The organism is Ruegeria haliotis (assembly GCF_013377785.1).
Taxonomy (GTDB): Bacteria; Pseudomonadota; Alphaproteobacteria; order Rhodobacterales; family Rhodobacteraceae; genus Ruegeria; species Ruegeria haliotis.
The window spans coordinates 1-24,895 of the sequence record NZ_JABXWT010000017.1 but is presented as its reverse complement, the minus strand read 5'-3'; the positions used below and the strand labels follow the sequence as shown (position 1 = coordinate 24,895).

Sequence of the window (24,895 nt, the reverse complement as noted above, 5' to 3'; positions counted from 1 at the left end):
TAGGGACCTGTGGCAACGTCTTCTGTACCCGGCGGTCAGTCCGGAACTTAAGGCAACCGCTGCGGTTCGGCCAGAGCAGATGACGCCACGCCATCCTTTGGTGCGGAGACACAGCAGCCGGGACGGTTCACGCCTTGCGACGCTGCCCCCCACCATCCTTGCGCATGGTCAGTCCGATACGCTTGCGCGGCACGTCCACTTCAACCACGCGCACTTTGACAACCTGCCCGGTCTTGACCACCTCATGGGGGTCTTTGACGAACCTATCAGCCAGTTGGCTGACATGTACCAAGCCATCCTGATGCACACCTATGTCCACAAAAGCACCAAACGCGGCGACATTTGTGACCGTGCCCTCCAACACCATGCCGGGTTTCAGATCCGTTATCTCTTCAACCCCATCCGTGAACGAGGCTGTCACAAAACTTGGCCGCGGATCGCGGCCGGGCTTTTCAAGCTCAGCAAAAATGTCCTGAACAGTGGGCAGGCCAAATGTCTCGTCTACAAACTGCTGCGCCCGCAGCCCCTTCAACGCACCATCATGGCCCATGATCTGCCGGATATCCCGACCGCAAGCGGCGACCACCCGCCGGGCCACATCATAAGCTTCGGGGTGCACGGATGAGGCATCCAGCGGCTCCGCACCGTCCCGGATTCGCAGAAATCCAGCGCATTGTTCAAAGGCGCGGGGGCCCAGCCGGGCCACCTTCAACAGGTCCTTGCGGGATTGAAACGGGCCGTTCAGATCACGGTGATCAACGATAGCTTCGGCCTGCCCGGGGCCAAGACCTGAAACATGCGAGAGCAACGGCGCGGATGCGGTGTTCAGATCAACCCCAACCGCGTTCACAACATCCTCGATCGCGGATTCCAAGGACTGCGACAGACGATGCTGGTCTACGTCATGCTGGTACTGCCCGACACCGATGGATTTCGGCTCAATCTTGACCAGTTCCGCCAGCGGATCCTGCAGGCGGCGCGCGATGGACACCGCACCGCGCAGGGAAACATCCAGATCGGGAAACTCGCGGGCGGCCAGCTCCGACGCGGAATAGACCGACGCCCCGGCCTCGGACACCACAACTTTAGTTGGCGCTTTTACCGATTTGGGCAGCAGGCTCAGGGTATCCGCAACCATCCGCTCGGTCTCACGGCTGGCGGTGCCGTTACCGATGGCGATCAGTTCGATGTTATAGGCCGAGATCAGGTTCAGGATCGCCGCTTCCGCCCCGCGCAAATCCTTTTTGGGTTGAAACGGATACAGGGTATCAGTGGCAATCACTTTACCTGTGGCATCCACCACGGCGGCTTTCACGCCGGTCCGAATACCAGGGTCCAGACCCAGCGTTGCGCGCGCGCCTGCCGGGGCCGCGAACAACAAATCTTTGAGATTACGCGAGAACACCTGAATCGCTTCGTCCTGAGCACGGCTGCGCAGATCTGCCATAAGTTCGACCATCATCGACAGGGACAGCTTTACCCTCCAGGTCCAGCCCGCAACCTTGCGCAACCATTTGTCCCCCGGGCCATCGCCCCGCGTTTGCAACTGAGCCGCCACGATCGTCTCGGCCCGAGCGGCGCCAGTTTCCGTCTCGGGCGCGATGTCCAGCGTAACGATACCTTCTTTCGATGCGCGCAGCATCGCCAAGGCCCGGTGCGAAGGAACTTTGGCCCACAATTCCGAATGATCAAAATAGTCGCTGAACTTGGCGCCTTCCTGCTCTTTCCCTTCGATAACTCTTGCGCTCAGCAGCGCCTCACGCTGCATGAAACTGCGCAACTCACCCAGCAGGGTTGCATTTTCGCTCAACCGTTCGGTCAGAATATCCCGAGCCCCGTTCAGCGCGTCTTTGGTCGTCGACACGGTCTCGGTCACGTAGGATTGTGCCAACACGTCTGGATCGGCGTAGCGGTCGGCAAGGATGGCGTCGGTCAACGGTTCCAACCCGTTTTCCCGCGCAATCATCGCTTTGGTGCGGCGCTTTGGCTTGTAAGGTAGATAGATGTCTTCAAGCTGGGCCTTGGTGTCGGCCTGGGCGATGGATTTGGCCAGAGCATCGGTCAGCTTGCCCTGATCCTTGATCGAATTCAGGATGGTGCCGCGTCGCGCCTCCAACTCTCGCAGATAGGTCAACCGGTCAGACAAGGTCCGCAGCTGTGTGTCGTCCAGTCCCCCTGTCACCTCTTTGCGATAGCGGGCGACAAAAGGCACTGTGGCGCCTTCATCCAGCAGCTTGACCGCCGCGCCGACCTGTTCGGGACGCGCGTTAATCTCGGTGGCGATGGTGCGGGCGATGCGGTCCAAATGGGCCTCCTGAAGCTGAGTTGGAGGAACTTCTTAGCCAGCCATGTTCACGAGGGAAAGAGACTCTGGGATGCAGCGTGGAAATTTCCTGCCCCAGGACCATGAGGCAGACAGCGCTTTGGCTGCATCTATACAGGCCGCGCGTTGAATGCAAAGGTGCAGCCATGTCTAAAATCAAAGTGAATGTTATTGGTGCCGGACGGGTTGGACGAACACTGATCAGCCTTTTGGACGCGCATCCCCAATGCGCGGTCCAGGGTGTTCTGAGCAGGCGATTTGCTTCTGCCCAAAACGCGGTCCAATCCACTGCCGCAGGTCGGGCTGTTGCATCTTATGCTGAGGTGAGGTCCGCCGACCTGTGGATCATCGCGGTACCGGACACGCAGATTTCTGATGTGGCCACAGATCTGGCCGAAGCGTTCCGTGACAGGGCGCAAAATGACCAAACACCCGTCGCTTTTCACTGCAGTGGATTTTTTCCAGCGGCAGAGATGGCGCCCCTTCGACAGTTGAAATGGCAACTCGCAAGCGTCCATCCGGTGTTGTCTTTCGCTGACCCCGACATCGCCAAGACGCAATTCAAAGGGTCACTTTGCGGCCTTGAAGGGGACGAGGATGCAATATCCTGCATTCAGCCCATTTTCGAAGGCCTCGGCGCCACCTGTTTCTCCATCCACTCTGAAGGTAAAAGCCTCTATCACGCCGCTGCCGTCATCTCGAACAATTTTACCGTCGTTTTGCAGGCAATCGCGCGTGAAGCCTGGGCCGAAGCAGGTGTTCCCGATGAGATTGCGCAACAGCTAAATGCAAAACTGCTGGACAGCACCGCCAAGAATGTCGCGACCCTTGGGCCTCAGCAAGCGCTCACTGGTCCTGCCGCCAGAGGCGATGAACTGGTTGTGACAAGACAATCCAGCTACGTGTCCCACTGGCATCCTGCTGCCGGGCGCATCTACGATGAGTTGAGTGCGATGGCCAAAACCCTCAAAGCCACCGCGTTCACCCGCTAAGAGATATCTAAATGGACGCCGGGGATTCTCCCAATCCCTTTGTGACGCACCTCACTTCTTATTGTGCATGATGAACCCGATGAAATTGAGCAGAACCTGCGCCGCCAGAATCTGGGTGCTTTCTGATGGATCGTAGGCCGGGGCAACCTCAACCAGATCAATACCCACTACATCACCACGTTTGCTCAGACCCTGAAGGATCTCCAGCACATCGTAGTACAGGAACCCGCCATGGCTGGGCGTGCCGGTGCCCGGCGCGATCGAAGGGCAGAATGCGTCGATATCGATGGTGACGTAGTAGCGGACACCTTCCGGGATACGATCCAGCACCCCTTCGGCTCCCAGCTTGCGTACCTGCCGGACCGACAGGATATCGGATCCACGGGCGCGCGCGTCGTCATAGCCTTCCTTTGCGGTCGAGGACACATTGCGGATACCCAACTGAGTCATGCCCGAGACATAGTCCTTTTCAATGGCCCGACGCATCGGATTGCCATGCCCAACGGTGACGCCATGACGGTCGTCGACGAAATCCAGATGCGCATCGATCTGAACCACGTGGATCGGGCCGTTTTCAGCGCAGTCTTCAGCATAAGCGTTGATGCAGGGAATGTTGATCGAATGATCGCCGCCAATTGTCATCGGGATCGCACCTGCGTCCAGAATCTTTTTCACGCCGTATTCGATATTGGCGTGGCTCTCTTCGGTCTTGGTGTGGACGATATCGGCATCCCCCAAGTCGACGATGCGCACATCGCTGCCCAGATAGGTCGCATCATCCTCATGGTCATATGCCCCAGCGTGGCCAAAGCTGAACAACGTTGATGCCTCGCGTACAGATCGCGGCCCGAACCGCGCTCCCGAACGGAACTGACACCCAAAATCATACGGCGCGCCAAGGATGGCGACATCTGCATCGATCTCGTCCCAATTCTCGACATAAGGTTTTTTGCCAAAGGTCGCGATGCCAACAAAAGGCAGGTTCAGACGACCAGATTCGTAACCATGTCCTGACATGATCTCTCCGTTTCTTGTGGTTTATCAATTGACCAGTTCCGACAGGAACCGGGCTATTTGAGAGAAAGCAACCGACAACCCCGTCGCAATCAAACGCTTAACTCAAAGCCCAAACGAATGCCTACCTGACACTTATAACCATCGCTTTTCAGGATAAATCTTGCACTGGATTCAACGTGATAAAATATCGCATTGCTTGCGTTCACATGAAATATTTTTATGTTATTTGGCATGCCGCCAGATTGAAAGGGCAAGACGTTTGAACCTATTGCGCAATCCGCTGTTGGAAACTTTCGTAACCGTGGTTGAGTGCGGTGGGTTTTCGGATGCACAATTCGCCTTGGGCATAACTCAATCAGCAATCAGCGTTCGAATCCGGGATCTGGAAACCTCGTTAGGGTACCGGGTGTGCGAACGGGGGCGTGGCGGATTCCGCCTGACCGGTCGTGGAGAAATTGCCTATCAGAAAGCACGGGACATCCTGCGCAGGACTCGCGACTTCGATGCCGAACTGCTTGAGCTGCGGGATTCAGTGACCGGCGAGTTGCGTATAGGCATGGTAGACGCCGTAGGCAGCTTTCCGCAGCTTAATCTGACGGCTGCGTTCCAGCGGTTTCTCGCACGTCCAAACGACGTCAGGCTTGAGATTGTCGTGGCATCCCCCACCGATCTCACACAACAGCTGATCACGGGTCAGCTTCATGTTGCGATCGCTCCGTTTCGAAACATGATTAACGGTTTATCCTACACCGAACTATGTTCCGAAGAACACCGGCTGTATTGCAGCGACCAACATCCGCTGTTTCACGTGCCCGAAAGAGAATTGAACTCGGACGTCATTTCTCAGTACGAAATGTGCCAGCGTACTTACGACATGCTTGTTTCACCCGATCTCGGCCAATCAAAACCCAACGCCGTCGTCGCAAATATGGAAGCAATGGCGATGCTGATTGAAACCGGGAAATACGTGGGGCCACTCCCGACGCATTTTGCAGCGTCATGGGTTGGCCGAGGCAAGCTTCGGGAACTGGCCGTGGCTGAAATGCGGTGGCATTCAACGTTCTATCTGGTTCGCAGACAAGCTCAAACTCACAAAAGAGCTGTCGAGCTCTTTGTCGAAGATGTCATCCGTTCTGTGATAGTGCTGCAACCAAGTACAAATACCACCGACTGCGCAGAGCCTCGAAAACCACTTGAACCATGACACTCGATCGGAGCCCTTTCGGGTACGCTAACCGATATTCTTTCGAAAACTCCAATAGTTCAGATTCCATCTGAACAACCTTTCGCGCGGCAAGATCATCGGACGCAATCATGGTTGGAACCAAGGCAACATCCAGTCCATTGGCTGTCCATGATTTCCAGACTGCACCAAGGAAGATTTTCAGGTGTCGCAGGTCAATAACCACAATCAGCCGGGGCTTTGTATGTCCAAAGATGATCGCAATTTTTCAGGTCTGAAATTGTTGTTACGCCAAGCTGTGCCATGGCCAGGCTGACTTCTTGCCTCAGCAGGTTCCATGTGCTGCGCAACCCTTTGATGCCGTCCGCAGCGACGGCAAACAACAGCGCCCGGCCAAGGAAGACAAAATCTGCCCCCATGACATAGGCTTTGACGATATCCTCGCCCGAGCGGATGCCGGAATCGAAAAACAGTGGAAAATCAGAGCCAACCGCCGCTCGGATTTCAGGCAGGGCCAGAATGGCAGGTGGCGCGCTGTCCAGTTGCCGACATCCATGGCTGGAAACTTGGATCGCATCCGCACCGGCGTCAATCAACCGAAGCGCGTCCTCGGGGTGCAAGACCCCTTTCACGACCAATTTTCCCGGCCATGCAGCGCGAAGCTTATCGAAATAGCTCCAATCTGCCGCCGCCCGGCTTTCCATGCGGTCAAAAATATAGCCCTTACCGTCGAAATTCGCCATTTTGGGGCTGCCTGCCATCAAAGATGTCAGCGACCAGCGCGGATGCATGGCAAAATCCACAAACTGCCGTGGACCGATGCGGAAGGGCATCTTGAACCCGTGACGCAGTTCGCGTGGGCGGCGGCCAACTTCGGGCACATCCAGAGTTACCACCAGTGTGTGATAGCCAGCCTGTTTGGCGCGCTCCACCAGTTTAAAGGTGCCGCTGCCATCACCACTGAAGTAGAGTTGAAACCACGCAGCACCGCCGGACGCTTTGAAAAGAGTCTCCATATCGGTGGACGCCACGGTCGACACACCGTGGGGCACACGGGTTTCCTGCGCAATCTCGGCCAGCATCAGATCAGCTCTGGGCGCTGCGAGGTTGCACATGCCCATCGGGCTGATACCGAACGGGCACTGTGCCGTTTCGTCAAACACGCTCACCGACAGGTCGCGATTGCTGACGTCGCGCAAAACGCGTGGGATCAGCCGAATATCTTGCAACGCCCGTGTGTTCAACGCGGCGCCATGCTCTGGCCCCGCTGACCCATCGATATAGTCAAAGACCATCCAAGGGAGGCGTTTGCGCGCCAGACGGCGCGCATCGGCTACGGAATGGATGCCAGTCCCGAATAGCATGGTTATGCCTTACGCTTGCACCGACTTCATGAAACGGTCGCGGATCACGACCGGATCCATAGTGATGACCGGAACCTTGATATTGCCGCTTTCGCATTTGGCCACAATGATCGTCATCCTGTCACCATCAAGCGCCGCCTGCAGCGCCTTCCCGGTCTCTTCCGCCGGCACTTCAACGACATTTCCACAGCCACAGGCCCGTGCGACCGCCGCCAGAGAGGTCTTCTTTCCCGCATAGGTCGGCTGATCCCCGGTAGAGCCATAACTGCCGTTGTCGATGATCAGCAGAATGAAGTTGTCGGCCACGTTGTTGGCAATGGTTGGTAAGGTGCCGAAATTGGTCAGAACCGATCCGTCGCCATCAATCGAGATGACCTTCTTGTCCTGCGCCAGTGCCAGACCAAAGCCGATCGAAGATGACAGCCCCATTGTACCCAGCATGTAGAAATTAGTCGGCTGATCGTCGATCATATGCAGTTCCTGGCTGGGCAGGCCGATGTTGCAGACCACAAGTTGGTCCCGCAGGATGGGTGCGATTTCTTTCAGAATTTCAGAACGGATCATTGGTCGCCGTAGCCTCCCCAGAAATTGGCATCGGTCAGGATTGCGACCGGCTTGTTGCACATGAAAGTGTATTTCAGGATCGCATCCAGCTCGTCGGCATCGGACTGAATATGAAAATGGTAGGTCGGGATGTTCATCTGTGCCAACAACGCCTTGGTGTGCACTGCCATTTCGACCTGACAAGCGACCGGTTCGCGCAGCTCACCCCGGTATGAGATCAGCATGGGCAACGGCATTCTGTAGTATTGGATCAACGTGGCCAGAGTGTTGATGGTCACGCCGATGGCCGTGTTTTGCATGATGATGGCCGGGCGCTTGCCGCCCATCCATGCACCGGCACACAGGCCCATGCCTTCGTCTTCTTTGTTTGAAGGGACGTGCAGCACATCCGGGCGGGTGTCGATCTCGTCGATGACACCGGCCAATTGCTTGCACGGCACGGTGGTGACGAAACTGATGTCGTTGGCAACCAGATCATCAACGATTTTCGTGTTGATAGACAAAAACGGGTCTCCTTTTGGATAGTATTCTAACGCAAGACGATGACAGCGCAGGGCGCATGACGGACAATTCGGGCGGCGGTGGTGCCCAAGAAATAGTCGCTCAAACCGGGTTTGTGGGATCCGACGATAATAGCGTCAGCCCCGATTTCGGCAGCGTATTCGGTGATCGTACGGCTGGAATGTCCCTTGAGGATCACAGGGGTGACATTCGGGGTACCCTCTACCCGCTCGTGCAGCTTACTTTTGGCATCCTCAAAGGCTTGCTGAACCAGTTCCTTGTCCAGATAAGCGCTGACGGATCCGCTGGGTGGTTCGTATACATGCACCGCAATGATTTCCGCATTGGCGCCGCCAAGACACTGCGCGGTCTCCAATGCCTGTGCGGCAATGCCGTGTTCCAATGACAGGGCGAGGATGATCTTGTCATACATCGGTCAACTCCTTTCCGGCGCGGTTTCAGGGCGCAGCAGGATTTTGGGCGCAGCCACAGCACCGCTGCGAATATCGGAAAACGCCTTGGCCCCTTCTGCCAGAGATCGGGTCTCGGGCCAATCCAGCGGACCAAGACGTCCGTCATAGATCGCCTGGGTCGTTTGTACGAAGTCTGCAGCGGTATATGTGTAGGTGCCTATGAAGGTGATCTCTTGCAAGGTCATCCGGCGGATATCCAGACCGCCCGTATCCTCGCCCAATCCAATGTGGCCAATCACCCCGCCGGGTCGCGCGCAGGCCGAGGCCGTGGCCCGGGTGGTGGCATAGCCGACCCCGTCGATGACCAGGTCGAACAGAATTCCTTCGGGGGCTTCGGCAACGGCGTTCTGGCCGCAATGATCGATCAGGTGGGCGCGGCGGGTCGGATTGGGTTCGACGATGATGACGTCGGCAACACCTTGTGCCTTCAGGCTTAGTGCAGCGCCCAAACCGATGGCGCCGCCTCCCAAAACCAGCGCCTTGCCCCGTGTGCCCTGCAGGGCGTCCAGCGAAAGCCGCACGGCATGCCAACCGCAGGCGATGGGTTCAGCCAGCGCCGCCTTGGACAGTGCTACATCATCCGGAACCGCAATCAGATTGCTTTCCGGCATTGCAACCATTTCCGCAAAGCCACCTTCACGTGGTGGCATGGAAATGATCTGCCGTGTCGGGCACAGGTTATCGCGGCCTTCCCGGCAAGCCGAACAGGTGCCGCACGACACCAACGGGTTGATCGTTACCCGCTGACCATCGCGGGGACCGCCTTCGATGACGCCCGCAGCCTCGTGCCCAAGGATCAGAGGGGCCGGGCGGCGACTGTCATGGCCAAGATACGCATGCATGTCCGAGCCGCAAATCCCCACAAGGGCAACCCGGACAACGTGTTCGCCCCCGGTCGCGACCGGGTCGGGTACGTCGCAATAGTCCAGGTTTTCGGGGCCAGTATATACCAATGCCTTCATTTCGCAGTGAAACCTCCGTCCACCATCAGCACTTGACCGGTCACATAGGCGGATGCGTCCGAACACAGAAACAGCAGTGGGCCGTCCAGATCTTCGGCGTCACCATTACGCCCGATACAGGTCTGCGCAGCGTTGTTTGCCGCGCGGGCGGGGTCGTTAAAGACGGCTGCGGTCAATTCGGTGCGGAAAAAGCCCGGCCCTATAGCATTAGCGGTGATGCCGTGTGGGGACCAGGCCTCGGCCATCGCGCGGGTCAACTGCGCAATACCCGCCTTGCTGGCGCCATAGGCGATCCCACCGGGAAAGGCCCGTGTGGTTTGAAGCGATGCGAAATTGACGACCCGGCCCCAACCTTTGGCCTTCATCCCCGGCACCAGATGCTGGCTGAGGAAGAAAGGGACAGACAGGTTCAGGCCCAGAGTGGTATCCCAGCCCTCGGGCGTGACATCGTCTGCGGCCTGACGCGTATTGATGCCCGCGGCGTGAATCACGATATCCGGCGATCCGAACGGCACGGCAACGTCGTGCGCCAGCTCTCCCAAGTTGTCGCGATCCGAGATATCAAAGGCCAAAGCGTGGGTTTCCCCACCAGTGTCTGCTTGCCAGTCGGCCAGCTTGTCGGCGCGGCGGGCGACGCCGACGACTTGCGCACCAGCCTCTGCCAGCACTGTCGCCGCACGCCGACCGAGCCCTGAGCTGGCACCGGTCACACAGGCAACCTTTCCACGCACAGAAAAGAGATCGATTAGCTCAGCCATTTGCAGTCAGGTCAAAGGTCTCGTCCGGAAAATACTTCGCAAGCCGCACATCCGCGGCGCGGGCGTGGCCTTCCATGCCTTCCAGCCGTGAGATACGTGCTGTGGCCTCGGCCACGGGTTTGGCCCCTTCACGTGTAGCGCGCTGCCAGGTGACGATTTTCATGTATTTGTGCACCGACAACCCGCCTGTGTAGTTAGCCGCGCCCGAGGTGGGCAGAACGTGGTTGGTGCCTGCCGCCTTGTCACCATAGGAAACCGTCGTCTCTTCGCCCAGAAACAGCGATCCATAACAGGTCAGACGCTCCAGCCACCAATCCAGATCCTCGGCCTGCACCGTCAGGTGTTCCGGTGCATAGTCGTCCGAAGTCGCGGCCATCTCTTCACGATCTGTGCAGACAATCACCTCGGCATAATCGCGCCACGCGGCGGCTGCGTTTTTCCGGTTCACGTCTGGCAGGTCCTCGATCAATGCCGGTACGCGGGCCATGACGTCCTCGGCCAGGGAGCGGTTATCCGTGACCAGCCAAACCGGAGAGTTGTAGCCATGTTCCGCCTGACTGACGAGATCGGTTGCCACGATGTGGGGATCTGCGTTTTTGTCAGCCAGAATAAGGCTGTCGGTTGGTCCAGCGATCATGTCGATGCCGACGCGGCCAAAGAGAATGCGCTTGGCTTCGGCGACGAACTGATTGCCGGGGCCAACCAGAATATTGGCCTTGGGCAGGCCAAACAAGCCAAAGGTCATCGCAGCAATACCCTGTACGCCTCCCATTGCCATGATCTTGTCAGCCCCGCAGATATGCGCGGCATAGACGATCGCCGGGGCGATCCCCACGCCCGGGCGAGGCGGCGAGCAGGCGGTGATATGCTTGCAGCCCGCCACCTTGGCGGTGGTCACGGTCATGATCGCACTGGCGACATGGCTATAGCGCCCACCCGGAGCGTAACAGCCCGCCGCATCAACCGGGATCGCCTTTTGACCGGCGATCAAACCGGGCACAACTTCGTATTCCACATCCGCCACGGTGGCTTTTTGCATCTCGGCAAAGCGTTTCACGTTATCATGGGCGAACTGGATATCAGCTTTCAGCCTGTCGGGAACCAAGGCACAGGCGGCTTCGATCTCGTCCGGGGTCAATAGGATAGCACCCTCGTAATTGTCGAATTTCGCCGCATAGTCCAACGCCGCAGCATCCCCGCCAGCTTCGATATCCGATAGGATTTTCACCACGGTCTCATGCACGTCCGTCGCGTCGGATCTGGAGGTCAGCGTGGCCTTCTTCAGGTATTCTCGAGCCATTATCATTGGTCCTATTTGTAGATGTCGGGGAGCAGGGTTGTCGAAATCGCGGGCACATAGGCGATGAGCAGAACAACCATCAGCATGAAGAAAACGAATGGGACGGCGCGAGCCGCAATCTTGAGAATTGATTCACCGGTGATGCCGGAGACAACGAACAGATTCAGCCCTAGAGGCGGTGTTATGAACCCCACACCCAGTGCCGTGATCATCATGATGCAGAACTGAATCTCGTTCATCCCGATATTGTCTGCCAGTGGTTTGAGGATCGGCGCAAGGATCACGATGTTCGGTGTGGTTTCCATCACGCAGCCCGCCGCGATCAAGATGCCGATCATCAGCAGGATCAACACGTACGGATCGTCCGTCAGTGAAGTTACGGCGGTAACAAATCCCTGAGGCACGCCCATGATGGCGAGGGCCTCGGCCAGCGGTGCCGAAAACGCGATGATCGGCAAAATGATCCCGTTCACCTTGGCCGAGCTGACCAGCATCGCCGGAAAATCCGCCAGTTTCAGCGTCCCCAGAATGAATCCCATGATGATGGTGACAACCACCGCCGTTGCGCCCGCTTCGGTAGGTGTCAGACGGCCCGAAAAGATGCCATAGAAGATGATACCCGGCACGATGAACGCATACCAGCCTGAGGCAAGCGCCCGGCGCAGGTTGGCGAACCATTCGCCAAAACTCATCAGGCCACCACCTTCGTATGCGTAGATCCGGTTCATCACGATATTAGTGACCAAAATCGAGATCAGAATGGCCAGACCCGGGATCAGGGCGGCCAGAAACAACGTCGACGCAGATATGCCCAGCACGAGACCGATGATGATATAGGCGATGGACGGCGGAATAAGGATACCGGTACAGGCGCCCGCAGCAACCAGAGCGCAGGCGTAAGGACGGGGATATCCGCTTTCGACCAACCGGTCGATGGTCATTCTGCCAACCGCAGCGGCGCCGGCAGCGTCAGAGCCGGAGATCGCCGCAAACATGCCACAGACCAGAACAGTTGCCGACCCGAAGCCGCCTTTGGCCCAACATGTCAGCGCCTCGGCCACGTTGAGAAATTTTCGGCTGAGGCCGGTGCGCACGAGCACGTCCCCGGTCAGGATGAACAAAGGCACCGCCGTCAGGGCAAATGCGTCTATGCCCGAAAAAAGGCTCTCCCCCACCAGACTGAGCGGCAGATCGCCGGACATGATGAGCATGAGGATGGCGGCAGAGCCGATCGAGGCCCAGACCGGCACCGCCATGGCGATGAGCCCGACAAAAAGGAGCACCGGCAAATAGAAATCCCAGCCAAGTTCGACCGTTTGCTGAAGGTTATTCCAAAGCATTGTGTCTTCCTTCAATCAAACAACTTGTCGCCTTCGAAGACGGGGGTGCCGTCACGAAGGGATCGAAAATCTCGCACGAAAGACTGCAAGAGGCGAAAGATCATGAGCGCAAAGCCCAGGGGGACGGCCGCAAGGAACCAGACTTTGGAAATGCGCAGGCCATCCGTGACCGAGCCGAATTCTGCTGAAACCAACGCGGTCTCGAAAGACCAATAGAGCGCGACCAGAGCGACAGCGAACATCACCAGATCGCCAAAAATGTAGATCAGGGCTTTGGGTCGGTTCCCGAGATAATGAAGCAAGACATCAATGCGGATATGCGCACGCTCCTTTACCGCCGCCGCCGCCCCGATCCAGGCGAGGTAGATAAAGGAATAGCGCACGATCTCTTCACCCCAGATCGAGGAGTAGGAGAACACCTCGCGGCGCAGCACTTCGACGGCCATCGTGACGACAAGCATCACGTAGAAAACCAAAAGCAACCAGCGTTCGGCATTCCGATCAATTTGTCTCAGAAGATTCATCACACGCCCCGGATTGTGAGGATCAGGAGATCAGCGCCTCAGTGCGCGCAGATCGGGAATTCGAGATTGAAATGCCCCCCGAAAATGTACCTCGGGGGGGGAGGGTCTAGGCGTCGTGAACGTAGTATTTCCCCTGCGTACCTGCAGCTTCTTCCAGCTTGGCAAAGGCATCGAGCGATCCCGCAAGTTCCGTCTTGAAGGGATCCCATTCTGACAGCTGATAGCCGCCGGCCGCTTGCCATTCGGCCAGTTGGTCTTCACTGAGCGAATGGAATTCCACGCCGGATTTTGCCAGTTCTGACATGGCGTAAGCGCGGGCAGAAGGAACCTTGGACAGGTTCTGGTGCGCGGTCATTTCCGAACCCCACATGATGCCCTCTTGCACGTCGGCAGGCATGCTGTTGAACCATTCCAGATTGCAGGAATAAACTTGGCTGTCAGGAACGGCCTGGGTGAAGGTCACATGGCTGAGAATATCCTTGAAGCCAAAGACATACAGCGCGCCGACCGATGGATCGAGCGCATCAGCGACGCCTTGCTTGATCGCAGACGGTGTTTCACCCCATGCCACCGGCGTCGGGTTGGCCCCGACCATGCGGTAGTATTGCTGCAGCATTTTCGATCCCGGTACCCGGAATTTCACACCCGACAAGTCAGACGGGCTAAGCACCGCGCCAGCACCGCCTTTGCGGACGGCCACGACACGCGGGTCGATATTGACATAGAACAAAGCCTTGAAACCCGCCGCCTCGACCTTAGGGTGGACTTCGGATTTCCAATGGTCAGAATTCACAAGGTTGGTAAAGCGCTGGTTGGAGCCACACAGGTAGGGCATGTTGATCAGGTCGACGGTAGAGGCGAAAGGCGCGAAGTTAGAGAGCGAATGCTGGGCCGCCTGAATGGTGCCACCTTGCACCTTCTGAACCAGTGCCCCGCCCGCGCCAAGCTGCCCACCGGGCGCCAGTTTGACGTAGACCTTGCCATTCGTCGCGTTCTGGATGTTCTCTTTCAGATCCAGCTGCATGATCGGATAACTGCGCGAAGCCCCCAGAACATAGGCGGTCGCCAGGGTCATTACATGATCTGCAGCTTGTTCGCGCTCGCGCTCTTCCTTGTTGGTTTGCGCGGCCGCTTCGCTGGACCACAGAGTACCTGCGGCGCCGGCAACCATTGCGGCCGTAAAGCTGCCAGTTCCGGCCAGTTTCAAAAAATTCCGACGTTCAGCCGAAGCAAGTTCTTTGCGGTTCCGGTCCATGATTTCCTCCCGATGGACAGTTCAGCGCTGCTGTTCTTTTGATCTTTTTTCAGCAGCCTCTTTTTGCAAAATGGCCGCCACAAAGGCGATTGTAGCGGCGAGCAAAATCAGCATTTCAGACACATCCCCCAGAAATCCACCCATACCCATAGACCCCAGAACCACATTGGTGCCGAAAACGGCAAACAACAGTAAGGCAAGGGTCAGAAGCATTGAGTCCTCCGAAAGATCAGGGAAAGGTACGATTCGCAGAGATAATGTAAGCGCTTACATTCCTTGTATGCAAGCGCTTACATTTGTTTAGTTGCAAGTCGGCGGCTAGATTTGGAAAATTCAGTGCAGAGATTTGGAAATCATTATAACAAGGCTGCCATGAACATTGGTGACACAAACAAGGACCGAACCCCTACCCTCGCAGACGTGGCGCGGTTTGCCGGTGTGTCGACGGCGACGGTATCACGCTGCCTGAATTCGCCGGACCGGGTCATCGAAGAAACCCGCAACAAGGTTTTGAAGGCCGTGCGGGAGTTGGGGTATGCTCCGAATTTCAACGCCCGTGCGCTGGCGGCGAAACGCACCAACACAATAGGCGCGATCATTCCGACCATGGAAAACGCGATCTTCGCACGTGGTCTGCAAGCATTTCAGGAAGAGCTTGGGCGCAACGGCACTACGTTGCTGGTCGCATCCTCGTCCTATCAGACCGATCTTGAAGAAGAGCAAATCCGCACATTAGTATCTCGGGGGGCAGATGGCCTGCTCTTGATTGGCTATCGTCGAGATCCCAAAGTCTATGAGTTTCTTCACAGGCAAGGTGTCCCCGTCGTGGCGGCATGGGTGTTCGATCCGGACGCCGATGTTCCAACGGTCGGGTTCGACAATTTCCTTGCCATGAAAATGCTGGCAGAAAAGGTGATAAGTTTGGGGCATCGCCGTATTGCGACGATCACCGCCGCCACTCAGGGGAATGACCGTGCGAGCGAACGTCTACGGGGCATATTGGCCGCTATGACCGAGGCCGGAATTCCGGAAAATGACCTGTCGATCATCGAGACGACCTATGGAATAGACGAAGGCGGAGTTGCGCTGGAGAAGCTCATGACGCAGCAAATTCGACCCTCGGTGGTGATGTGCGGCAATGATGTTTTGGCGGTTGGCGCCATCGCCAAAGCAAAGGAACTGGGATTGAATGTCCCTGCAGATCTTTCGGTAACTGGCTTTGACGATATCGAGATCGCCAAGATTTCCTCTCCTCCCCTCACGACTGTACACGTACCCCACCGACGCATGGGCAAGGAGGCTGCGAGGGCTCTCCTCAACATGGTCGGTACGACAGGCGGCAGGACAAAAATTTTGCTTGAAACCACCCTTCAGATACGTGAATCACTGGCTCAGCATACAGACTAAGGGAACAATGGATGTGTCCCGAGATAGCTTCTGTTGCGAACTTTTGGCTATTGGTACTCATGACGTTGGGGACAGAATGGCGAGTGGTATCGTCGGATCTGTCGCAAACTTCGTTCTTACCTGTCAGGTCGATTGTATTTCTGGTAGCGCGCACTCGAACATGGCGGGGGCTGGCCGTGACGATCTCATTTAAGGGCACGCATTTTCCGAAAGACGTGATCTTGCACGCGGTTTTCTTCTACCTGCGTTACGGTGTTTCAGACCGGGATCTGGAAGAAATCATGGCGGAACGTGGCGTAGATCTTGATCATGCAACGCTGAACCGTTGGGTCAGTCGATATGCCGGTCTCGCGGCTGATGCCGCACGGTATCGGAAACGCCCCACAAACCGTTCATGGCGCATGGATGAAACGTATGTAAAAGTTAAAGGTGAATGAGTTTCTGCCGTGCTTCAGTTAAGATTTCGCGGTCTTTTTCGCAGGCAGGATCGCCATTTCTTTACTGACCTCTAGACCCTTGCGCCATTTTCCCCGCTCAGGTCGGAGCTTATCGAAAAAATCTAGGCTACGTTTGTGCTTTTCCTCTTCCTTTGGGTCGGTTGCTTCACCACCCGGCAATCGGCACCGCAGCTTGTATGACGCTGCGTCGATATGGTTTAGGAAGCGTAATTCATAAAGCTCGAATGTCTCTTTGTCTGTAGCGCGCAAGGTTGCAAGCTCTTCCAGTTCCAGGAGGAACTCCCAAACTGGGTGATGAATGTCCGACACAGGATCGTCCGGCGTATTGCCATCTTCGATTGAAGCCATATGACGCTTCTTACGCGCTTCGTATTCAGATTGGCGGATCGAAGCTTGTAGATATTTATCCTGAAACTCATCCAGAAGTTCCCGAACAAAGGCAGATGCGGCCCGTAATTGACCGCCAATGTCCTTGCCAATTCCATCAGTATCTGGACGAAGAGCGCGACGCATGTTGTGCAGAGTGACCTGCGCATCGGGCAGGTTACGCATCTGTTCGCCATAAGTCTTGGCAGATTTGTGAGCTCCAATGAGCAGCCGGGCGCGTTCGACAATATCGTAAACAGACTTGATATCGGCGAGAAGCGCACGAACAAAGTCATGCCGTGCGGCTTCCTCTTCCCGCCTCTTCTCTGCTTCTGCGCGCGAAATCTCCCGCGCGCTGTTTAATGTGTCGAAAAGATGTTTGATCCAGCCACCAACAATTCCAGCAAACGCTAGCGTGATGCCTGCGGTGCCGAGGTTCACCAGCATCTGTTCTTGACCTTCAGAGAGCCTTTCAGCGAAGTGACTGACTCCCAAGAACGAGAGACCGAAAATCAGTGCCGCGAGCAGGAAGATAGCGAAGAACCAGCGACGAATTTCTTCGGGTTCCGACGGGGTCTGCAGAAATGGAATACGCAAGCCAAATTCCCTTTAAGTTGTCTTTTCTAACCAAGAAAGCGACTTCATCATACACGATGTTTGTCACATTTAGATTTTGCGAATCTGTTGGTGGGATCGATTTTAAGTAGGTCTATGTGGATCGCAGCCTCTAAACACGAAATCACTTCAAGACCACCGCACTGCGGTGTCAACCAGCTCGCGGCCGCGTTGACCTACATCAACACTTGGTACAGCGATGAGATCCTAGCCGCGATACAGGCAGACAGCCTCATTACAAATCCAGAGCTGCTCTGACACTTCTCACCCCTGCCATGAGTGTTTAATGTTGACGGCCCTTAGCGGACATTGGTCCAATCCGAAAACCAAAAATCTCGCTTCCCCAGACCGGACTTTCGTGCTCCGCGCAACATCTTGATCTCACCAAGGACTGCAACGCGGAGAGGCTGTGTGAAAACTCTGAACGTCCGGCGAAATACGCCGAAAACACCCTTTAAGCTCACTCAGCCCACAACCGAGGAGGCCGACATTAGATACCCTGCAGCATTCCCAAGGTGCATGTAGGATTAGCAACCTAGAGGACCGCCAATTTCGGATCACCATGGACTATTCAAAAACTGCTGTACGGGTTCTTGAACCTGAACATTGGAAGGTCGCGCATCCGAAAAGCATTTCAAATGCCTGGATCGTCTGTGGAAATTGCACTTAGGCAATCGGAATGCGTAAGTTCTGACCCGAAAAAATCAAGTTGGGATCATCAATAAGGTGTGCGTTTGCGCGCTGGATAACGGACACTTGGCCCGGATCACCATACTGCGCCGTTGAGATCGAACTCAGCGTGTCACCCGGTGCGACAGTGTAGTTCCGATAGCCAACATAGCCCGGCAAAATGCGTGGTCCGTAAAACACTGGAACATGGACAGTAGGGATAACGCCTTCCCCTCCAGCACTGTCATCCGTCACCGTCACAAATAGACGGTCAAGCTGGAAATTGGGATTGTCTGGTATCTCCACCTTGGCTTGAAACTGTCGCAGTGCGATGGCTCCAGCTGAGGCCGCACCGCTAAATTCAACGTGTCCTTCGCTGATAGAGATCGAAAGATGGCCTTCGAAGCCAACAGCATTTCCCGCAATCATGATTGTGCTGCCGACAATATCAAAGGGCTTGGGTTGGAGAATCTCGATATTCATAATTGAGTTCCTTACGGTTAAATAAATCACTTTTACCCCAAGTTGCTCCCGCGACCAAACCCAGCGGGCAATATCTGATACACGCGTTGGGGATAGCGGGACTTTCGCTCTTGTATGTGCCGATGTCCGTTATGCGGGACAAACCCGACCCAGAGTGAAGGTCGGTTTCAAGCACGCAGCCCTAGTCTTCGGACACTGCGGTTAAGTTCATTGTAAGCAGAGCGCCCGGTTTCGGCAGATCAACAACAATTGCGGTGCGGGCAGGTTTCCGTACGCCCATTTTGCTAGCGTATCCGCTCTCCATCGGTGACGACTATAGCCTCGACAGAGGACAGGGTGACGTTCTCAAGTATGTCATCGATCCGGTCACGCTCGGGGTATGAAATGATCAATCCACGAGGGTGATCGTATATCTCACTGAATTTTTTTGCAGGCGTCACCCACAACGGGTGTGTAAATCATCGGCATCAATTCGAATAGATGCCGAACCAAAAGGGCGTAAAACAAAACTTCGTTATCGTCCTGCAGGCCACGCAGATAGACATGCTTGTCCAGCGGTGTCTCCTCACGTTCAAAGGCGGCATAGACACGGTCTATCTGGGTTTCGAGTGTTTCAAAGGTGGGTTCGTCAAAGTCCTGCAAATTTGCAGGACTGGTATCGACCATTGGATGTCCTTTCGGATCGGGACACACAAGGTACACGGATCTCATTCAGCAAAGTCAGCATTTTAAGACAACAATTGCAACGGACTTAGAACACGATTGCATTTAACCATCTTGCATAGAAGTACCTAAGTATCATTACTCTCTGCTTTCAGGATGCTGTCTGCCGAAGCGCCCGCCGACAGATTAGCGTCTGAAAATGATCTTGTTTCCGGAAGTTCAAGATGCAGAGAAGACGTATGATCAATTTCAATTCGACCGCTGGTCAGTGTATAGTCCAGGACGTGCCCTCCTTTGCTCAGGTCGCCGGAAATAAAGTGTAGGTGGTAACCCGGGACGCCAATCCCGACGGCATAATCCGGGCACCGAAAACCCAGAATTATCCCGTCCACGTTGTTCAGTTCAAACTCAGCCTGCGTTTTTACGACCTCCAACAGAGGTTTGTATGGCTTCTTCTGCCGTAGAACGTTTCTGTACTTTATGTGTTTAATGTTGCCGGTAAATCGAATGGCATAGAACAGATTTCTTGCCTCCGCCAAAGCATCAAGCTGGACCTCAAGAGCATCCTTTTGTGTTTCCCTGTCCAAAGATCGAAAAACCGCAGGTTCGAAATTGATGACGGCAGCATAAGGTGTCATAGCCTTGTCGCTTGCGACCGAAGCATTGCCATCCCCGTCGAGGCGATAGGCAACGCTATCTAACACAATCATTTCTCCGTCGAGCGCATTGAAAGTGCCCAGGCCGAAGTTTCCATGTTCCAGCAGCTGTTTGATGGAAACAGTCCCGTCGTAAACGCCCTGCATGACCGCGCTAAGCAAGGAAGCCTGGTAATACTCATGCGCATGTTCTTCCGATTGGAAACCCTGGTCCCTGGAATGGCTGACCAAAGCCGTTACAAAAGTAAGCTCTTTATCTTGTTGCATGCTGTTTCACCAATCTGTCTGCCTGGCTTCTATACATTTCCGGCTATTCGAATCTGTCATGCTTTCCAGTATCGCGCGCCTCTTGAGATCGGGCAACTTAGGAGAGAGAAAGTGATTGTTCACAGCTTCGTAGAGATCACCAAGTTGCAATTCATATTTTTCAGCAACCTCCCAATGGCAATCTAGATTAGTCGTTCCGGCCCTTTCCTGCCGTTGAACAGGAGGCTCCAATTCTGCGGACGCAGCCCGCTTTCCGGACATTCGCCGCAGGCGCAAAATCCGAGGCTGGTCGAACTAGCGCTATGCGCAACAAAGCACCCATTCACTGTTTCACCACCAATGTCTGCAGTCAGCACGCATTGATTCGGCAACCAGCATTACCCAATCGTTGGAAACACGTTTGTTTTCTTAACGACACCATAGACAAAACTGCTGTCCATTGATGCGATGCTGCCAATGGAATGCAGCCTCCTACGCACGAAATCTTCGTAGTCAGAAAGATCTGCCACAACCACGCGAAGCAAGTAATCCGACGCACCCGTCATGACGAAACACTCCATCACCTGATCAATGTGCGCAATGTCAGTTTCAAATTTCTTTACCGTTGCCTCGGTGTGGCTCTCCAGCTTGATATGAACAAATACAGTTACTGGTAATCCATAGGCCTCGGCATCGATATTGGCGCTGTAGCCAGTGATAACGCCGTTTTGTTCCAGCAGCTTGAGCCGCCTAAGACAGGGAGAGGGTGACAGATTTACCTCTGCCGCCAAATCCTGATTCGTCATACGACCATTGCGTTGCAAAGTTCGGATGATTTGTTGGTCTTTATTGTCCAATTTTCTCACATTGTGGCATTTAATGCCAGCTAAGGTGATATTCAAGGCAGTATTTGGAATAATTCCATAGCTAGGTTGCGATATGATGCCTCTGGAAATCAAGGCGCTACTTGAAATTCTCGACATCATGGAGCCACCCAATGCGCAATCGTCCAGACAGCTTTTCCACACGTGCTATCCACCACGGATATGATCCGATGGAGAATGAAGGCGCGTTGACGCCGCCGCTACATTTGACGTCGACCTTCGCGTTTGAGACTGCTGAGGCAGGCGGGGAGATGTTTGCGGGCGATCGCGCCGGGCATATCTATTCGCGCATCTCGAATCCAACATGTGATTTGTTAGAGCGCCGCATCGCTGTGCTTGAGGGGGCTGAGGCCGGATTGGCTTTGGCCTCAGGCATGGGGGCAATCACCGCTACGATGTGGACGCTTCTCGCCCCGGGTGATGAGGTCATTCTTGATAAGACCCTATATGGCTGCACGTTTTCGTTCATGCAGCATGGGTTGGTCAAATTTGGCGTTACCGTAACCCATGTGGACCTGACGGACCCTGAAAATCTTACCGCGGCGATCAGCGACAAAACCAAGGTCGTGTATTTCGAAACACCTGCCAACCCGAATATGCGCCTTGTTGATATTCAGGCTGTGTCGACCATTGCACACGCACAAGGCGCTTATGTGGTCGTCGACAACACTTATGCAACGCCTTACCTGACCCAACCGATCAAACATGGCGCGGATATAGTTCTGCACTCGGCGACGAAATACCTTGGCGGTCACGGGGATGTTGTTGCTGGCCTGCTGGTTGGATCGGTAGAGCTGGTCTCGGAAATCCGCCTTTACGGTATGAAGGATATGACCGGTGCAGTCATGGCACCGTTCAATGCGATGCTTATCCTGCGCGGCCTCAAGACCCTTGAGTTGCGGATGGATCGCCATTGCAGCAGCGCTGCGACCATCGCTGAAATTCTGGAACACGCTCATGGCGTGCGAAAGGTCTGGTATCCGGGGCTGCATAGTTTTGAGCAGCACGATGTGGCCAAGCGGCAAATGTCCCAGTTTGGCGGCATGATAGCCTTTGAGTTGGACGGAGGTCTGGAAGCGGGACGGGCCATGATGAACAATTTGCGAATGATCACCCGCGCGGTATCGCTTGGCGACGCCGAGACATTGGTCCAGCACCCGGCCAGCATGACCCATTCCACCTATACGCCCGAAGAGCGTGCCATTCACGGGATCAGCGAAGGGTTAGTACGCCTGTCTATCGGGCTCGAAGGGATCGACGATGTGATCTACGATCTTGAACAGGCCCTGCCTAAACCCCTGATCCACAGCGCAGCATAAAGAGAGGCCGTCATGTCCCAAGACCTCAAAACCATTGAACAACGTTTGTTGTGGCTGTCACACTGGATGATCCATCATGCGAACCACATTCGCCCCAAGGCCGACGGCATCAAGGTTGGCGGACATCAGGCGTCATCAGCTTCGATGGTGTCGATCATGACGGCGCTCTACTTTCAAACGCTGCGCCCAGAAGACCGCGTGGCGGTTAAACCCCATGCCTCGCCGATCTTCCATGCGATCCAATATCTCATAGGGAATCAGACGCGCGAGAAGATGGAGAACTTTCGTGGCTTCGGGGGCGTACAAAGCTATCCATCCCGCACCAAGGACATCGATGATGTCGACTTTTCCACCGGCTCAGTTGGTCTGGGGGTCGCGATCACATCCTTTGCCTCAATTGTTCAAGACTACATTCAGGCCAAGTCATGGGGCAGCGATCAGAAGCTGGGGCGCATGATCGCGTTGGTGGGTGACGCAGAGCTCGACGAAGGCAATATCTATGAGGCGCTGCAGGAGGGCTGGAAGAACGACTTGCGCAACTGCTGGTGGATCATTGACTACAACCGGCAGTCCCTTGACGGCGTGGTGCGCGAAGGCCTGTTCCAGCGGGTCGAACAGATTTTCGATGCGTTCGGTTGGGATGTGGTTCGCGTCAAATACGGGGTTCTGCAACAGGCCGCGTTCAAAGAGCCGGGCGGCGACCAGCTGCGTCAGTGGATCGATGATTGCCCGAACCAGCTTTATTCTGCCCTGACCTTTATGGGGGGTGCTGTCTGGCGCGAACGCCTGATGGATGCCCTGGGCGATCAGGGCAATGTGACCGCGCTGATCAAGCGGCGCAACGACGATGAACTGGCCGCGTTGATGGAAAACCTTGGTGGCAACTGCGTCGAGACACTGGCCGATACATTTGCCGCAATCGATCATGATCGCCCGGTCTGTTTCCTGGCCTATACGATCAAGGGCTGGGGGACACCAATTGCGGGCCACAAGGACAACCATGGCGGCTTGATGAACAAGTCGCAAATGGCCAAATGGCAGAAATACATGGGTGTCGCTGAAGGTAAGGAATGGGACAAGTTCGCCACAGTTGCGGACCCGGCAACCTTCCAAAACATGCTGAACAAGGCACCCTTCTTTGCTAAGGGCCGCCGCCGCTACACAGATGAAATCATAGATGTTCCGGTGATTGAGCTGTCTTCTGATCGCGAAATCTCGACCCAAATGGCGTTTGGCAAAATCCTGGACAACCTGTCAAAGGGCGACAGTCTGCTGGCCGAACGTATTGTCACAACTTCACCTGATGTGACCGGCACAACCAACCTTGGCCCGTGGGTCAATCGCCGCAAACTGTTCGCGCGCTCGCATCAGGAGGATACCTTCAAGGCTGAAAACATCCCCTCGACCGCAAAATGGGAGTTTACGCCGGAAGGTCAGCATATCGAACTGGGTATCGCTGAAATGAACCTCTTTCTTTTGCTTGCTGCCGCTGGTTTGTCGCATTCTGTCTTTGGAAAAAGGGTCATCCCCATCGGGACGGTTTACGACCCATTCGTCTCGCGCGGCCTCGATGCACTGAACTATGCCTGCTATCAGGATGCACGGTTCATGATTGTTGGCACGCCGTCCGGTGTCACATTGGCCCCCGAAGGCGGCGCGCATCAGTCCATCGCCTCGCCCCTTATCGGCATGTCACAAGACGGGCTAGCAGCATTTGAACCTGCCTTTGCTGACGAACTGACGGTTATCATGGAATGGGCTTTTGCCCATATGCAAAAAGACGGCGAAGGCGATCCGGATGAACGCACTTGGTTGCGCGATGAAACCGGCGGATCCGTCTATCTGCGCCTGACGACCAATCCAATTGAACAGCCCGGCAAGCGAGTCGATGACGATTTTCGCCAGGGAGCAATTGATGGTGCTTATTGGCTGCGCAAGCCGGGCCCTAATTGTGAAGTTGTAATCGCCTATCAGGGTGCCGTTGCGCAGGAAGCCATCAAGGCCGCCGGCCATATCGCACAGGGACGGCGTGACGTCGGCGTTCTCGCTGTGACATCAGCAGACCGCCTGAACGCGGGCTGGACGGCGGCGCAACGGGCGCGATCCAATGGGATCTGCGTCGCGGAGGCACATATCGAAGCATTGCTGGCTGGCTTGCCGCGCAACTGCGTTCTCATCACTGTCATCGACGGCCACCCGGCTACGCTTTCTTGGTTGGGCGCGGTTCACGGGCATCAAACTATTCCGCACGGAGTCGAGCACTTTGGCCAAACCGGGACAATCGCCGACCTGTATCGTCATTTCCGGATAAACGCAGATGCGTTGATACAATCCGCCAGTGAACTGTCGCACGGACGCAAAATCCCGCAGATTGCTGCTATAGGATAGCAATAGCAGACATCGGCACTCCTTGCAGCACCGGTCACTTTGGGTTCGATGCTGACCTTGATGCCGTTGCAGCTAAGCCCCCTGCCCCGCTAATAATCGACTCGGGGACGGCCCAAAGCATGCGTAATTGGGCTGACCCTGTTCTGAGGTCGAGCTCCCGATAGGATCACAGGAGATCTGTGAAC

24 protein-coding genes and 1 pseudogene are annotated in these 24,895 nt (G+C 55.6%); 6 read left to right on the top strand and 19 right to left on the bottom strand.

The window, feature by feature from the left end; all coding sequences use genetic code 11:
- Nucleotides 1-127: 127 nt before the first annotated feature.
- Nucleotides 128-2,305 carry a Tex family protein gene (locus tag HW561_RS19750; protein WP_176867083.1) on the bottom strand — a complete coding sequence of 726 codons (2,178 nt, stop codon included), beginning with the start codon at nucleotides 2,303-2,305 and terminating at the stop codon, nucleotides 128-130.
- 164 nt (nucleotides 2,306-2,469) lie between these two features.
- On the opposite strand from HW561_RS19750, the gene HW561_RS19745 reads away from it, so the two are divergent.
- On the top strand, nucleotides 2,470-3,315 hold the full coding sequence (locus HW561_RS19745; RefSeq protein WP_176867082.1) for a Rossmann-like and DUF2520 domain-containing protein: 846 nt from the start codon (nucleotides 2,470-2,472) through the stop codon (nucleotides 3,313-3,315).
- A 51-nt stretch (nucleotides 3,316-3,366) separates the two neighbouring features.
- Here the strand turns inward: HW561_RS19745 and speB are convergent, their stop codons facing one another.
- Nucleotides 3,367-4,332, bottom strand: coding sequence for an agmatinase (speB, locus tag HW561_RS19740; RefSeq protein WP_176867081.1), 966 nt, complete (start codon nucleotides 4,330-4,332; stop codon nucleotides 3,367-3,369).
- A gap of 160 nt (nucleotides 4,333-4,492) precedes the next feature.
- Between speB and HW561_RS19735 the strand changes: the two genes are divergently transcribed.
- Nucleotides 4,493-5,536: a LysR family transcriptional regulator gene (locus tag HW561_RS19735; protein ID WP_235962999.1), complete on the top strand. Its 1,044-nt coding sequence runs from the start codon at nucleotides 4,493-4,495 to the stop codon at nucleotides 5,534-5,536.
- A gap of 194 nt (nucleotides 5,537-5,730) precedes the next feature.
- Here the strand turns inward: HW561_RS19735 and HW561_RS19730 are convergent, their stop codons facing one another.
- From HW561_RS19730 to HW561_RS19680, 11 genes are all read right to left on the bottom strand, one after another.
- Nucleotides 5,731-6,879, bottom strand: coding sequence for an alpha-hydroxy acid oxidase (locus HW561_RS19730; protein WP_176867080.1), 1,149 nt, complete (start codon nucleotides 6,877-6,879; stop codon nucleotides 5,731-5,733).
- Nucleotides 6,880-6,888: 9 nt separating this feature from the next.
- Nucleotides 6,889-7,443 carry a sulfopyruvate decarboxylase subunit beta gene (comE, locus tag HW561_RS19725; RefSeq protein ID WP_176867079.1) on the bottom strand — a complete coding sequence of 185 codons (555 nt, stop codon included), beginning with the start codon at nucleotides 7,441-7,443 and terminating at the stop codon, nucleotides 6,889-6,891.
- Nucleotides 7,440-7,946: a sulfopyruvate decarboxylase subunit alpha gene (locus HW561_RS19720; RefSeq protein ID WP_176867078.1), complete on the bottom strand. Its 507-nt coding sequence runs from the start codon at nucleotides 7,944-7,946 to the stop codon at nucleotides 7,440-7,442. Before HW561_RS19720 ends, comE begins: the two co-directional genes overlap by 4 nt.
- Before the next feature lie 26 nt (nucleotides 7,947-7,972).
- Nucleotides 7,973-8,377: a universal stress protein gene (locus tag HW561_RS19715; protein ID WP_176867077.1), complete on the bottom strand. Its 405-nt coding sequence runs from the start codon at nucleotides 8,375-8,377 to the stop codon at nucleotides 7,973-7,975.
- Nucleotides 8,378-8,380: 3 nt separating this feature from the next.
- Entirely contained in the window at nucleotides 8,381-9,379 is a 999-nt protein-coding gene (locus HW561_RS19710) for a zinc-dependent alcohol dehydrogenase (protein ID WP_176867076.1), read from the bottom strand.
- Complete coding sequence (locus HW561_RS19705; protein ID WP_176867075.1) at nucleotides 9,376-10,137, bottom strand: SDR family NAD(P)-dependent oxidoreductase; 762 nt, start codon at nucleotides 10,135-10,137, stop codon at nucleotides 9,376-9,378. Before HW561_RS19705 ends, HW561_RS19710 begins: the two co-directional genes overlap by 4 nt.
- The gene (gene hisD / locus HW561_RS19700) at nucleotides 10,130-11,437 is read right to left on the bottom strand and encodes a histidinol dehydrogenase (RefSeq protein WP_176867074.1); all 1,308 of its coding nucleotides are present in this window, start codon (nucleotides 11,435-11,437) and stop codon (nucleotides 10,130-10,132) included. The genes HW561_RS19705 and hisD overlap by 8 nt, the downstream gene beginning before the upstream one ends.
- An 11-nt stretch (nucleotides 11,438-11,448) precedes the next feature.
- Nucleotides 11,449-12,777: a TRAP transporter large permease gene (locus HW561_RS19695; protein WP_176867073.1), complete on the bottom strand. Its 1,329-nt coding sequence runs from the start codon at nucleotides 12,775-12,777 to the stop codon at nucleotides 11,449-11,451.
- A gap of 11 nt (nucleotides 12,778-12,788) precedes the next feature.
- Entirely contained in the window at nucleotides 12,789-13,301 is a 513-nt protein-coding gene (locus tag HW561_RS19690; RefSeq protein WP_176867072.1) for a TRAP transporter small permease, read from the bottom strand.
- A gap of 106 nt (nucleotides 13,302-13,407) precedes the next feature.
- Nucleotides 13,408-14,556, bottom strand: coding sequence for a TRAP transporter substrate-binding protein (locus HW561_RS19685; protein WP_176867071.1), 1,149 nt, complete (start codon nucleotides 14,554-14,556; stop codon nucleotides 13,408-13,410).
- 21 nt (nucleotides 14,557-14,577) lie between these two features.
- Nucleotides 14,578-14,769: a hypothetical protein gene (locus HW561_RS19680; RefSeq protein WP_176867070.1), complete on the bottom strand. Its 192-nt coding sequence runs from the start codon at nucleotides 14,767-14,769 to the stop codon at nucleotides 14,578-14,580.
- A 159-nt stretch (nucleotides 14,770-14,928) separates the two neighbouring features.
- Here HW561_RS19680 and HW561_RS19675 point away from each other — a divergent pair, with 159 nt between their 5' ends.
- Both HW561_RS19675 and HW561_RS19670 read left to right on the top strand, forming a co-directional pair.
- Nucleotides 14,929-15,963 (top strand): LacI family DNA-binding transcriptional regulator, encoded by a 1,035-nt coding sequence (locus tag HW561_RS19675; protein WP_176867069.1) that lies wholly within the window; start codon nucleotides 14,929-14,931, stop codon nucleotides 15,961-15,963.
- A 176-nt stretch (nucleotides 15,964-16,139) separates the two neighbouring features.
- A pseudogene (locus tag HW561_RS19670) lies at nucleotides 16,140-16,397 on the top strand (IS6 family transposase); the annotation flags it as partial.
- A 21-nt stretch (nucleotides 16,398-16,418) separates the two neighbouring features.
- On the opposite strand, the gene HW561_RS19665 reads toward HW561_RS19670, so the two are convergent.
- From HW561_RS19665 to HW561_RS19645, 6 genes are all read right to left on the bottom strand, one after another.
- Nucleotides 16,419-17,384 carry a hypothetical protein gene (locus tag HW561_RS19665; protein WP_176867068.1) on the bottom strand — a complete coding sequence of 322 codons (966 nt, stop codon included), beginning with the start codon at nucleotides 17,382-17,384 and terminating at the stop codon, nucleotides 16,419-16,421.
- A 684-nt stretch (nucleotides 17,385-18,068) separates the two neighbouring features.
- On the bottom strand, nucleotides 18,069-18,554 hold the full coding sequence (locus HW561_RS19660; RefSeq protein ID WP_176867067.1) for a LysM peptidoglycan-binding domain-containing protein: 486 nt from the start codon (nucleotides 18,552-18,554) through the stop codon (nucleotides 18,069-18,071).
- Nucleotides 18,555-18,838: 284 nt separating this feature from the next.
- Entirely contained in the window at nucleotides 18,839-18,994 is a 156-nt protein-coding gene (locus tag HW561_RS24330; protein WP_211198706.1) for a hypothetical protein, read from the bottom strand.
- Complete coding sequence (locus tag HW561_RS23725; RefSeq protein WP_211198705.1) at nucleotides 18,969-19,220, bottom strand: hypothetical protein; 252 nt, start codon at nucleotides 19,218-19,220, stop codon at nucleotides 18,969-18,971. Before HW561_RS23725 ends, HW561_RS24330 begins: the two co-directional genes overlap by 26 nt.
- A gap of 125 nt (nucleotides 19,221-19,345) precedes the next feature.
- The gene (budA, locus tag HW561_RS19650; RefSeq protein ID WP_176867066.1) at nucleotides 19,346-20,140 is read right to left on the bottom strand and encodes an acetolactate decarboxylase; all 795 of its coding nucleotides are present in this window, start codon (nucleotides 20,138-20,140) and stop codon (nucleotides 19,346-19,348) included.
- Nucleotides 20,141-20,517: 377 nt separating this feature from the next.
- A complete protein-coding gene (locus HW561_RS19645; protein ID WP_074739094.1) occupies nucleotides 20,518-20,976 on the bottom strand; it encodes an Lrp/AsnC family transcriptional regulator in 459 nt (152 codons plus the stop codon).
- Between the two features lie 140 nt (nucleotides 20,977-21,116).
- On the opposite strand from HW561_RS19645, the gene HW561_RS19640 reads away from it, so the two are divergent.
- Both HW561_RS19640 and HW561_RS19635 read left to right on the top strand, forming a co-directional pair.
- Entirely contained in the window at nucleotides 21,117-22,322 is a 1,206-nt protein-coding gene (locus tag HW561_RS19640; RefSeq protein ID WP_176867065.1) for a methionine gamma-lyase, read from the top strand.
- A gap of 12 nt (nucleotides 22,323-22,334) precedes the next feature.
- Nucleotides 22,335-24,710, top strand: a complete 2,376-nt coding sequence (locus HW561_RS19635; RefSeq protein WP_176867064.1) for a 1-deoxy-D-xylulose-5-phosphate synthase N-terminal domain-containing protein — start codon at nucleotides 22,335-22,337, stop codon at nucleotides 24,708-24,710.
- Nucleotides 24,711-24,895 lie beyond the last annotated feature (185 nt).